Annotated in this window: 12 protein-coding genes; 7 read left to right on the top strand and 5 right to left on the bottom strand. The window is 63.6% G+C overall.

Annotation, left to right across the window (positions count from 1 at the left end):
- Positions 1-22: 22 nt before the first annotated feature.
- From ACYG9Z_RS02030 to recJ, 4 genes are all read left to right on the top strand, one after another.
- Positions 23-433 (top strand): hypothetical protein, encoded by a 411-nt coding sequence (locus ACYG9Z_RS02030; protein ID WP_023667627.1) that lies wholly within the window; start codon positions 23-25, stop codon positions 431-433.
- 90 nt (positions 434-523) lie between these two features.
- Positions 524-1,741 (top strand): LL-diaminopimelate aminotransferase, encoded by a 1,218-nt coding sequence (locus ACYG9Z_RS02025; RefSeq protein ID WP_023681615.1) that lies wholly within the window; start codon positions 524-526, stop codon positions 1,739-1,741.
- 50 nt (positions 1,742-1,791) lie between these two features.
- Positions 1,792-3,105, top strand: a complete 1,314-nt coding sequence (locus ACYG9Z_RS02020) for a homoserine dehydrogenase (protein ID WP_023681614.1) — start codon at positions 1,792-1,794, stop codon at positions 3,103-3,105.
- A 250-nt stretch (positions 3,106-3,355) separates the two neighbouring features.
- Positions 3,356-5,140 carry a single-stranded-DNA-specific exonuclease RecJ gene (recJ, locus tag ACYG9Z_RS02015; RefSeq protein WP_023714253.1) on the top strand — a complete coding sequence of 595 codons (1,785 nt, stop codon included), beginning with the start codon at positions 3,356-3,358 and terminating at the stop codon, positions 5,138-5,140.
- 15 nt (positions 5,141-5,155) lie between these two features.
- Here the strand turns inward: recJ and ACYG9Z_RS02010 are convergent, their stop codons facing one another.
- From ACYG9Z_RS02010 to folE, 3 genes are all read right to left on the bottom strand, one after another.
- Positions 5,156-6,127 carry a patatin family protein gene (locus ACYG9Z_RS02010; RefSeq protein WP_023681613.1) on the bottom strand — a complete coding sequence of 324 codons (972 nt, stop codon included), beginning with the start codon at positions 6,125-6,127 and terminating at the stop codon, positions 5,156-5,158.
- A gap of 84 nt (positions 6,128-6,211) precedes the next feature.
- The gene (gene hisI, locus ACYG9Z_RS02005) at positions 6,212-6,670 is read right to left on the bottom strand and encodes a phosphoribosyl-AMP cyclohydrolase (RefSeq protein WP_023681612.1); all 459 of its coding nucleotides are present in this window, start codon (positions 6,668-6,670) and stop codon (positions 6,212-6,214) included.
- A 35-nt stretch (positions 6,671-6,705) separates the two neighbouring features.
- Positions 6,706-7,341, bottom strand: coding sequence for a GTP cyclohydrolase I FolE (folE, locus tag ACYG9Z_RS02000; protein WP_023667622.1), 636 nt, complete (start codon positions 7,339-7,341; stop codon positions 6,706-6,708).
- Between the two features lie 241 nt (positions 7,342-7,582).
- Here folE and ACYG9Z_RS01995 point away from each other — a divergent pair, with 241 nt between their 5' ends.
- Positions 7,583-8,062 (top strand): iron-sulfur cluster assembly scaffold protein, encoded by a 480-nt coding sequence (locus tag ACYG9Z_RS01995; RefSeq protein ID WP_023751535.1) that lies wholly within the window; start codon positions 7,583-7,585, stop codon positions 8,060-8,062.
- A 52-nt stretch (positions 8,063-8,114) separates the two neighbouring features.
- On the opposite strand, the gene ACYG9Z_RS01990 is transcribed toward ACYG9Z_RS01995, so the two are convergent.
- On the bottom strand, positions 8,115-9,032 hold the full coding sequence (locus ACYG9Z_RS01990) for a LysR substrate-binding domain-containing protein (protein WP_023751534.1): 918 nt from the start codon (positions 9,030-9,032) through the stop codon (positions 8,115-8,117).
- A gap of 372 nt (positions 9,033-9,404) precedes the next feature.
- On the opposite strand from ACYG9Z_RS01990, the gene yidD reads away from it, so the two are divergent.
- The gene (gene yidD / locus ACYG9Z_RS01985; RefSeq protein WP_023751533.1) at positions 9,405-9,773 is read left to right on the top strand and encodes a membrane protein insertion efficiency factor YidD; all 369 of its coding nucleotides are present in this window, start codon (positions 9,405-9,407) and stop codon (positions 9,771-9,773) included.
- Positions 9,774-9,931: 158 nt separating this feature from the next.
- Complete coding sequence (blaOXA, locus tag ACYG9Z_RS01980) at positions 9,932-10,747, top strand: class D beta-lactamase (RefSeq protein ID WP_023695454.1); 816 nt, start codon at positions 9,932-9,934, stop codon at positions 10,745-10,747.
- A 13-nt stretch (positions 10,748-10,760) separates the two neighbouring features.
- Here the strand turns inward: blaOXA and ACYG9Z_RS01975 are convergent, their stop codons facing one another.
- Complete coding sequence (locus ACYG9Z_RS01975) at positions 10,761-11,597, bottom strand: SAM-dependent methyltransferase (protein WP_023695453.1); 837 nt, start codon at positions 11,595-11,597, stop codon at positions 10,761-10,763.
- Positions 11,598-11,642: the final 45 nt, after the last annotated feature.

Here is an 11,642-nt window from a genome sequence, read left to right as displayed (position 1 = left end):
CCCCGGCTGCCAGGAAAACAATATGACGATTAACACCGGCGAGACCATTTTTTCGGGGGCAGGCCGCTTTTGCCGCATCGCGGTTGCAATCGCATGTCTGGCGCCAGGGCTGCTGGCGGCAAGTGGCTGCACGAGCGCCAACACCGGCAACGGGATGAATGTCGGCCTGACCCAGGGCGCGCAGGACACCGGCTCTTATCCCAATCTCAACATCCCACCGCAGGTGGCGGCAAAGCAACTCACCCCTGAGGAGACGCAGGCCAAGCTTGCCCAGTTGAAGGGCGAACAGCAGGGGCAAGTGGCCAAGGGCGGCGGCGGTGCCCCGTCCACCAGCCCGGCGGCGCTGAATTCGCTGGCGAAGAACCATGGCAAGGACACGCTGAAGCAGATCGAAGCCAAATGCGATCCCGCCCTCGACCCTACCTGCAAATAAGGCTATATCGCGCGCCGAAAGCGGTCTTTGCCAAAGGCGCCTAGCCAAGCCAACTGTGCTAAAGCCAATCTTAAATCGTCTGGAACTGACATGGAAGAATTTCACAAGGTCCGCCGGCTTCCGCCCTACGTGTTCGAGCAGGTCAACCGGCTGAAGGCCAGCGCCCGTTCGCGCGGCGCCGACATTATCGACCTTGGCATGGGCAACCCGGACCTGCCCACGCCGAAGGCGATCGTCGACAAATTGTGCGAAGTGGTGCGCGATCCGCGCACGCATCGCTATTCCTCCTCGCGCGGCATCCCAGGTCTGCGCCGCGCCCAGGCCGCCTATTATCAGCGCCGTTTCGGCGTGAAGCTCAATCCCGACACGCAGGTGGTGGCGACGCTCGGTTCGAAGGAAGGCTTCGCCAATATGGCGCAGGCGATCACCGCGCCGGGCGACGTGATCCTGTGCCCCAACCCGACCTATCCGATCCATGCTTTCGGCTTCATCATGTCGGGCGGCGTCATCCGTTCGCTGCAGGTCGAGCCGGATGACGGCTTCATCCCGGCGCTCGAGCGCGGTGTCCGTCATTCGATCCCGAAGCCACTGGCATTGATCCTCAACTATCCGTCGAACCCGACGGCGCTGGTCGCCTCGCTCGATTTCTACAAGGACGTGGTCGCCTTCGCCAAGAAGAACGACATCATCATCCTGTCGGACCTTGCCTATTCGGAGATCTATTTCGACGGCAATCCGCCGCCTTCGGTGCTGCAAGTGCCGGGCGCCATCGATGTCTGCGTCGAGTTCACCTCGATGTCGAAGACCTTCTCCATGCCCGGCTGGCGCATGGGCTTTGCCGTCGGCAATGAGCGGCTGATCTCGGCGTTGACGCGGGTGAAGTCCTATCTCGACTACGGCGCCTTCACGCCGATCCAGGTTGCGGCGGCGCATGCGCTGAATGGCGACGGCGCCGACATCGCCGAAGTGCGCGAGGTCTATTTGAAGCGCCGCGACGTCATGGTCGACGCCTTCAGCCGCGCCGGCTGGACCATTCCGGCACCGGCTGCCTCGATGTTCGCCTGGGCGCCGATCCCGGAGCCGTTCAAGCATCTCGGCTCGCTTGAGTTTTCCAAGCTCCTGATCGAGCACGCCGACGTGGCGGTGGCGCCGGGCATCGGCTTTGGCGAGCATGGCGACGATCATGTCCGCATCGCGCTGGTCGAGAACGAGCACCGGATCCGGCAGGCGGCGCGCAACATCAAGCGCTTCCTGGCGTCCAGCGCCAAGCAGCCGAACAATGTGGTGCCGCTCGCCGCGCATCGCTAAAGTCGCCGCACATCTTATTCGAGTAGATTTTTTGAGGGGCGTCGCCGGGCATGGCTGAAGCGTTGCGTGTTGGAATTGCGGGTCTGGGTACGGTTGGCGCCTCGGTGGCGCGCGTGCTGCGCGACAAGGCAGCGGAGCTGACGCGCCAGTGCGGACGCGATGTCATCGTCACGACCGTTTCCGCGCGCGATCCCAAGCGCGACCGTGGCGTCGACCTCAGCGCCGCCAAATGGTTCGACGATCCGATCAAGATGGCGCAGGCCGCCGATATCGACGTCTTCGTCGAACTGATCGGCGGCGACGAAGGGGCAGCGCGCGCGTCGGTCAAGGCAGCACTTGAAGCCGGACGTCATGTCGTCACCGCCAACAAGGCGCTGTTGGCCAAGCACGGCGTGGCGCTTGCCGAAATCGCCGAGAAGAAGGGCGTGCTGCTCAACTACGAGGCGGCAGTTGCCGGCGGCATCCCGGTCATCAAGACGATGCGCGAGGCGATGGCCGGCAATTCGGTCACTCGCGTTTTCGGCATCCTCAACGGCACCTGCAACTACATCCTGACCCGCATGGAGGCCGAGGGCATCTCCTTCGACGAGTGCCTGAAGGACGCGCAACGGCTGGGCTACGCCGAAGCCGATCCGACTTTCGATATCGAGGGCCATGACACGGCGCATAAATTGTCGATCCTGACCAGCCTGGCCTTCGGCACCAAGATCGCCGCCAACGACATCTACATGGAAGGCATTTCCAATATCAGCCAGGCCGATATCCGCGCTGCCGCCGATCTCGGCTACCGGATAAAACTGCTCGGTGTCGCGCAGCGCACCGACAGCGGCATCGAGCAGCGCGTGCACCCGACCATGGTGCCGACCGCGTCGGTGATCGCACAGGTGCATGGCGTTACCAATGCGGTGGCCATCGAAACCGACATTTTGGGCGAACTGCTGCTCTCCGGCCCGGGCGCCGGCGGCAACGCCACCGCGTCCGCCGTGGTCGGCGATATCGCCGACATCGCAAAGAGCCGGCCGGGCTTCCAGCACGGTCCGGTGTTCGGCCTGCCGGCCAAGGAACTGCGCCCCTACAAGAAGGCGCAGATGCGCAGCCATGCCGGCGGCTATTTCATCCGGCTGACCGTGCACGACCGCATCGGCGTCTTCGCCGCGATCGCCAAGCGCATGGCGGACAACGACATTTCGCTGGAATCGATCGTCCAGCATGCCGTCAGCGGCGAGACGGACGCGCAAAAGACGGTGATCCTGGTCACCCACGAGACGACGGAAGCAGCGGTGCGCAAGGCTGTCGACGGCATCACCAAGGACGGCCACCTCACAGACAAGCCGCAGGTTATCCGCATTGAGCGCGCTGGTTAGGCCAAGTCATTTTTCTCCTTAACCGATTTGATATTCCTGCTGAAAAGTGGTTCAGACGCCATAATGCTCTATCTCTTTGATTTGGAGCCGGATTGAGATTTCAGGTCGAACCCACCAATCATCATCGGGCTCTGGCGGAGGCGTGAGCCGCGAGATCAAGGCGCGTCACCAGGATGTGGAAAAGTTTTGAGACTTTCCTGTTTAGCCGTCGCATATTGCCGGAAATGACAATCTATAGATTACGCCTCCTATGACGGGCGACAAACGCCTCTTCCTCGATATCAGGCAGTCGGCGACCGGTGTTTCCTGGGAACACCGGTTGAGCGAGCGGCAGGACATGACCGCGCTTGCCATAGCGCAGGGCCACGGCGTGCCCGACATTGTGGCTCGCGTGCTCGCCGGGCGCGGCGTCACCGCCGACCAGGCCGAGCGCTTCCTCGATCCGACGATTCGCAATCTGTTGCCGGATCCGGCTTCGCTGACCGACATGGGCAAGGCTGCGACCCGCATCGCCGAAGCGGTCATGGCCAAGGAGAAGGTGGCAATCTTCGGCGACTACGATGTCGACGGCGCCGCCTCTTCGGCGTTGCTCAAGCGCTTCCTGACGCATTTCTCGGTGCCTTCGGAGATCTACATTCCCGACCGCATCTTCGAGGGCTACGGCCCCAATCCGGAGGCTATGCGCGAACTGGTCTCGCGCGGCGCGACGCTGATCGTCACCGTCGATTGCGGCACCAACAGCGCTGTCTCCATTGATGCCGCCAAGGCCGCAGGCGCCGATGTGGTGGTGCTCGACCACCATCAGGTCGGCGGCCCGCTGCCGGAGGCGACCGCAGTCGTCAATCCCAATCGCGAGGACGACCTATCCGGGCAAGGCCATCTGTGCGCCGCCGGTGTCGTCTTCCTTACTCTGGTGCAGACGGCGAGGGTCCTGCGCAGCCGATTGCCCGACGCAGCGCCACCGGACCTGTTGTCGTTGCTCGACTTGGCGGCGCTGGCCACGGTTTGCGATGTGGTGCCGCTCATCGGCGTGAACCGCGCTTTCGTCGTCAAGGGACTACAGATGGCGCGGCAGCAGAAGAATGAGGGGCTCGCCGCACTGGCGCGGGTGTCCCGCATCGGTGAGCCGATAAGCACCTTTCATCTCGCCTATCTGATTGGGCCGCGCATCAATGCCGGCGGCCGCATCGGCGATGCAGCACTTGGCAGCCGGCTGCTCGCCACCGACGATCCGGTTGAGGCCGGGACCATTGCCGAGACACTCGACCGGCTCAACCAGGAACGCCAGCAGATGGAGCTGGAGATGCTGGCAGCGGCGCGCGCCGAGGCTGACGCCGAACTTGCCGGCGGCAACGGGCCGGCCATCATCGTCACCGCCAGCACCAATTGGCATCCTGGCATTGTCGGCTTGATCGCCTCGCGGCTGAAGGACCATGCGCGGCGGCCGGCCTTCGCCATCGCCTTCAACGCCAATGGCATCGGCACCGGCTCTGGCCGTTCGGTGTCGGGCTTCGATCTCGGACGGCTGGTGCGCGCAGCCGCCGATGCCGGGCTGATCGTCAAGGGCGGCGGCCACGGCATGGCCGCCGGCATCACGGTGGAACGCGCCAAGCTCGGCGAACTCCGTGCTTTCTTTGAGGAGCGCGCGGCGGCCGAAGTGTTCCGGCTGCAGGACGAAGAAAGTCTGGCCGTCGACGGCGCGCTCGCCGCCGAGGGCGCGACGATTGCTTTGCTCGATGCACTGGAAAAGGCCGGGCCTTTCGGCGCCGGCCATGTCGCGCCGGTGTTCGCGCTGCCGCGCCATCGGCTGGCCGACGCGCGGGCCGTCGGCACCAACCACATCCGGGCTGATCTGCAGTCGGAAAGCGGCGGCCGCATCCAGGGCATCGCCTTTCGATCCGTCGATACCGCGCTGGGCGAATTCCTGTTCAAGAACAGGGGCAACACGATCCATGTCGCCGGCTCGCTGTCGGGGAATTATTGGAACGGCAACCGTACGGTGCAGTTCCGCATCACCGATGCGGCCAAAGCCTGACATTGCCGAATTGGTTTAAGCCAGAACCGTCTGCAGCCGCTTCAACTCGCTGATCTGCGCGATCGTCGCCTGGTAACCGACGCTGATCGCCTCATCCGCGCGGTGGAATTCGGTCAAGCCGATATGGCTGAGTTTCGGTTGCAGCGACATGTCGGGCGGATCGCCCGCCAGCCTTGCGCGTGAAATCCGGTCCTGGATGATGTTGAAGGCTTCGACCATGACGCCGGTGATGCCGAGACGGCTCTGGTGCGGCTGGTGGTTCGGGTCGGCCTGGCCTGGACGGGGCGCGTCCTTCTCGATGAGCAGTTCCCCGGCGCTGTGCTTGATGACGGCGGCGCGGCCGAACAGATCGTAGTGAAGGTTGACCGCGACGACCAGCGGCTGCTCGTAGGCGCGGCAGACCGAAACCGGAACCGGGTTGACCAGCGCGCCGTCGACCAGGATGCGGCCGTTGCAATTCACCGGTTCGAACACGCCGGGCAGCGCATAGGAAGCGCGCATCGCGGTGATCAGGGAACCGCTGGACAGCCAGATCTCATGGCCGGTGCGAATTTCGGCGCCAACGGCGACGAAGGGTTTTGTCAGATCCTCGAAGCGGATGCCTGCCATGTGCTCGCGCAGCCTGACGTCCAGTTTCATGCCGCCGAACAGGCCGCTGCCGCGCAGATTGAGATCGAGCAGGCCGAAGATGCGCCGCTTGGTCAGGCTGCGGGCGAACTCCTCGAGTTCGTCCAGCTTGCCGGCGAGATAGCAGCCGCCAACCAGCGCGCCGATCGAGGTGCCGGCGATCATCGAGACTTCGATGCCGGCTTCGTCGAGCGCGCGCAGCACGCCAATGTGCGCCCAGCCGCGTGCGCAGCCGCCGCCCAGCGCGAGCGAAATGCCTGTCTTGCCCGCGGGTTGCGGGTCAGGCACGCCGCCGGACGATGAGGGGCCATTGGCCTCCCGCACGTCCGGTCTGCTACGCAATGACGCCCACTCGAGCATCATGATCTCCCTTGTCCCGCGTCCGTTCTACAGGAAGGACGTTTGAGAATAGTGAATATGAGTGGTTTGCGACTGTTGAATGGTTCACGCGGGCTTCCGATACGTTTTTTCCGCATCGAACAGCGGCGTGCTGCCATCGTCGGCAAGCGTTGCCTTGCCGCCGATTAGCCCCACCGTCCGATAAAAACATGAACGCCGGCCGGTGTGACAAGTTGCGTCGTGGCCCAACACTTTGACGCGCAACCATATGGCGTCCTGGTCACAATCCGTGAGCACCTCGACGACGGTCTGAAAATTGCCTGATGTTTCGCCCTTCTTCCACAGCGCGTTGCGCGAGCGCGACCAGTAGTGCGCGATGCCGGTTTCGAGCGTCAGCGCCAGCGCCTCGGCATTCATATGCGCGACCATCAGCAGCATACCGTCAGCGGCGTCGGTGACGACGACGGTGACCAGCCCGGCAGCATCGAAGCGCGGGGAAAACACCGCGCCTTCTTCGAGAGCCTTCTTGTCCGATGGAGCCTTGGGAAATGTTAGTGCCGACATCGCCGGTCCTTGATCTAGCGATGGCGGCGAGCGGCTTACGCCCCGAGGCCGCGCACCATGGTGACGAAACGGACCTGTTCCTCGGGCGTGTCCTTGAATACGCCGGTGAAGGTCGAGGTCAGCGTGGTGGAGCCCTGCTTGCGGATGCCGCGCATGGCCATGCACATATGCTCGGCCTCGATCATGACTGCGACACCGCGCGGATTGAGCACGTCCTGGATGACGCCGGCGATCTGTGCAGTCATGGCCTCCTGCGTCTGCAGGCGATGGGCGAAGATATCGACCACACGGGCAATCTTGGACAGGCCGACGACCTTGCCGTCCGGGAGGTAGCCGACATGCGCCTTGCCGATGATCGGCACCATGTGGTGCTCGCAATGCGAGTGGAACTGGATGTCCCTGACGATGACGAGATCGTCATAGCCGGCGACTTCCTCGAAGGTGCGGCCGAGTTCTTCGGCCGGGCACATGTCATAGCCGTTGAACATTTCGAGAAAGGCCTTGGTGACGCGCTTGGGCGTGTCGATCAGGCCCTCGCGGTCCGGATTGTCGCCGGTCCAGCGCAACAGCGTGCGCACGGCGGCCTCGACCTCGGCTTCGCTCGGCCTGTCGGTGACCGGCTTGTCCAGATAGTCGGAAGGGGGCATGATTTTCTTGATGACGGCATCCATAAAGGCGTCTCCCGTAGTTCCTCTCTCAGAAGGAACGAGTTGAACGGACCACGACCTTTCGGGTGCTGAAAACTCGCCCTGTTTCCAGCCCGCAAGCGGCGTGAACGAAACGGGCAAGGACGGCGGCTTTGCGTTGCCTTGTCGATACCCGACTGCCAGCATTATATATGGTCGTGCGCAGCGAATGAAAGACGCCACAGCGGCAATCGCTGTTCGCTTGGCGGCGACGGATTGGAAAAATATGATTGACGACGTCTACAATGCGAAAATTCTGGGTTTTGCCGGAAACATCGCCCGCATAGGCCGGCTCGATCATCCGGATGCGACGGCCAAGGCCCATTCCAAATTGTGCGGCTCGACGGTGACCATCGACCTCAAGATGGACAATGGCGTCGTCACCGATTTCTCGCATGACGTGAAGGCCTGCGCCCTCGGCCAGGCCTCGTCCTCGATCATGGCTCAACATGTCATCGGCGCCAGCGCCGACGAATTGCGGGCGGTGCGCGACACCATGCTGAAGATGCTCAAGGAAAACGGCGCGCCGCCGCAAGGCCGCTTTGCCGATCTGAGATATCTGGAGCCGGTGCGCGACTACAAGGCGCGCCATGCCTCGACCATGCTGACCTTCGATGCGGTCGTCGATGCCATCGGTCAGATCGAGAAGAAACGCGCCGAACAAGCGGTGATGTTGGTACATGACGGCTCCTCCAACAGCCGGTGAATTGTCAAAATTGGGCGCTGAACACGTCGAGGAGCTTCTCACGTAACCGGGCTCATGCCTTGGTTTGCTGCGCCCGTCTGCTTTCGGCGAATTCGCTTCTCACCCAGTCTGCAAACGCCTTAGCCGGCTCCGGCAGGTCCTTCAAACTCCTGGCCACCAGCCAGTAGGCGCCCGATGCGACGTCGATGTCGAACGGCTTGATCAGCGCGCCGGATGCAATCTCTTCGCCGATCTGCAAGAGGTCGCCCAGCGCCACGCCGTGGCCGAGCAGGGCCGCCTGCTTCGACAGCGACACATCCGCCAGCATAGGGCCGCGCGCCGGAATGGTGTCGGCTGCCACGCCGGCTGCCTCGAACCAGCGCGCCCAGCCTTGACGATTCTCCTCGTGCAACAGCGTGTAGCGGGCAAGGTCGAGCGGCTTTTCGAGGGCAGGGCCCGATGCCAGCAATGCCGGCGACAGGACCGGTGAATCGACGGTCGAGGCGAGCCATTCGGCCTCGCTGCGCGGCCATGAGGTGGCGCGCGCGCTGAAGCGCAAGGCGAGTTCGGGCTGATCGCTGCGGAACTCGATCGGCCTTGGGTCGACTTCGAGGGAAACGTCGATATCGGGCCGCAACTGGCTGAAGCGGTTGAGCCGCGGCAACAGCCATACCGAGGCCAGCGACGGCTCGACACTGACGCGGACCACCGACTGCGCCGGGGCAGCCACCAGGTCCGAAACCAGCCTGTCGATGTCATCGAAACTCCTGACCAACTGATCGAGCAGGCGCTGGCCGGCTTCGCTCAGCTCGACGCGACGGTGATGACGGTGGAACAAGGGCTGGCGCAGGAACTGCTCGAGTTCGCGGATCTGCCGGCTGATGGCGGCCTGGGAGACGAACAGCTCCTCGGCGGCCCGGCTAAAGCTCAATTGCCGGCCGGCTGCCTCGAAACTTCGCAATGCCGTCAGGGGCAGCCGTCCGCGCTTCATTTCGCATAACCCGAAGTTATCTGAACCGGAAATTATACTCGTTTGAAGGCGAAGGCCAGCGGGCGTCTAATCCGTCTCAAAGGAGATGCGGCCATGATCCAGTTACTGGAAATCTTTTGCGATGTGATGCGGATCGCGACATTTCAGTGGCATGGCGACAGGCAGCATCATGTGCACCGCACCGAGCAAAGGCCGGCCACCCGCTGGGCGGCTCCAGCGGAGCGGCATCCCTTTCGCCGCTCGCGACCCTGAAGCCGACAAAGAGGCGAGTGAAGAGGATTGCGTTTGCCGGCCGAAGCTCACATCTATCGGTTTGGAAACGCAAGCTGACCCGGAAGCCGGTTTCGGGGTCGCGTTCGGAAAGAGACTGCGGTGGGCGACAAGCATCGGCATGTGCATGCCGCCGGACAGACCCGGCGCGGGCGCAACTGGCCCGGTCCCTGGCGCAAAACACCCGGCCGCATTTTCGGCACGTCGCTGGTGCGCTTGTACCAGCTGACGCTGTCCGGCTTTGTCGGCAATTCCTGCCGGCATCTGCCGACCTGTTCCGAATACGCGCATGAGGCAATCGCCCGCCATGGCCTGTGGGCCGGCGGCTGGATGGGGCTTTTTCGCGTGCTGCGCTGCGGGCCGTTCGGAACGCATGGTGTCGACCGCGTGCCGGAGGTGCTCGCTCCGAGCTACGTCTGGTTCACGCCATGGCGTTATTGGCAGATCGGCAGGAAGCGCGGCGAGGCCTGACGGCGGACGCGCTGGGTCCCTGATATAGATCGCCAGGGCGGCATTTCTTTACGATCCGGTAGGGTTAACAACGGCCTGCACAAAGACTGCGCATTTGAGTCAAAATCGAGCCAAGACACTTCGCTAAGCGCCTCCTGTTCATTCCCAGGAGAGCCCACATGCGTCGGATCGAAACCCATCCCTTCATCATTGCCGCGGTCCTCTTCCTGCTGGCCTGGTTTCTGGGATTTCCGATGCGGGCGCAATCGGCGCCGCTTGGCGATTTCGCCTGCACGCTTATCCAGGACGCGGCGAGCGGCGAGACGCTCTATCAAAGCGGCGTCTGCGACCAACGCGTCAGCCCGGCGTCGACCTTCAAGGTGCCGCTGGCGCTGATCGGCTACGACAGCGGTGTCCTCAGCGACGCGCATACACCGAGCTGGGACTACAAGCCTGAGTTCAACGCCGTGAAGCGCGACCACAAGGCCGTCGACCCGACGATCTGGGAGCGCGACTCGATCGTATGGTATTCGCGCGAGATCGTGCGCCGGCTCGGCGCAAAAAGCTTTGCCCTCTACGTCTCGAAATTCGGCTACGGCAACATGGATGTCTCGGGCGATGCCGACAAGGACAACGGGCTCACGCAATCCTGGATAAATTCCTCGCTTGAGATATCGCCGGTCGAACAGACAGCCTTCCTGCGCCAGCTGCTCGCCGGCAAGATGCCGGTTTCTGCCAAGGCGCATGAGATGACCCGAGCCATCCTGCCGACTTTCCAGGCCGGCGGCTGGACGGTGCGGGGCAAAACCGGCAGCACCAGGCTGGGAAACAGCAAGGACAAGCGCGCGCTGGGCTGGTTCGTCGGCTGGGCCGAAAAGGGCGGCCGCCGGATCGTCTTCGCCCGGCTGGTCGTCGACACCAAGCCGATCGACATGCCGAAAGGCCCGGCGACACGCGCGGCGTTACTGAGGGAGTTGCCGCAACTGGTGAAGTGAACTTGCTTTAGCTTCAAGTGCTCCGGCGGGCACGAAGGATGTGGCCGCCGGAATTCCTTGTCTCCGCCTTTGGCGTCCTGGAGAAGCGGGCGGCGATGTCGCTGCTTTCCAGATCTTCGATCTCATCGAAGCCGAGCTCGCGCAGCGATTGCGCCAGTGCCGCGGGCACGAAGAAGCTGATCCAGGGCTCTCCGGCAGCGGCGACGCGCGCCGCATGGAAAGAGAGGGCAGCCTGTCCAGCCGCATCGCGGTTCTCGGCCGGCTCGCTGTAGTCGAAGACGACCTCCGAACCTGGCATGCCGGCAATCCAGGACAGGGTGCTGAAGATTGCGTCCTGGCTCAGATACGGAACGACACCCAGCCAGATGAAGAAACTGGGCTCGGTCTGCCGCAAACCGGCCGATGCCAGGCCATCCGCGGGGCGCTGGCGCTCGAAGTTGACCGGCACGAACATGGTGGCCCGCGGTTCGGCAAGACCAGCATCGGCGATGCATTTCCGTTTCCAGGCCTGTGTCGCCGGGTGATCGACTTCGAACACCGCGACATCAGGGTACGGATTGCGCAGCGAGAAAGTGTCGAGGCCGGCGCCGAGCACCACCACTTGCTGGACGCCCCGGCGCACCGCCGCAGCCAGCCAGTCCTCGGCGAGGCGGGCGCGCGCTGCCACGAACAGGCGCATGCGCCGGCTGCGCTCACCTTCCTGCTCGAGCTCCTGCACCGTCGGTGCGGCATCGCCCAGTATCGCACTCGCATATGGGTCGCGAAACAGCGCCGCCTGCTGCGAGAACTGGTGGAGGGCCCGCATGCGCGCGACGCCCAAGGCGGTTCGGCTGGATTTTGCGTCTTCCATGCCGGGGATTCCAACCTCGTGTCGGGGAAATTCGCAAGCCTGTGC

This window comes from Mesorhizobium sp. RSR380A, assembly GCF_054719385.1.
Note: the sequence above shows the minus strand (reverse complement) of the source record. Positions and strands in the feature narration are given on the sequence as shown.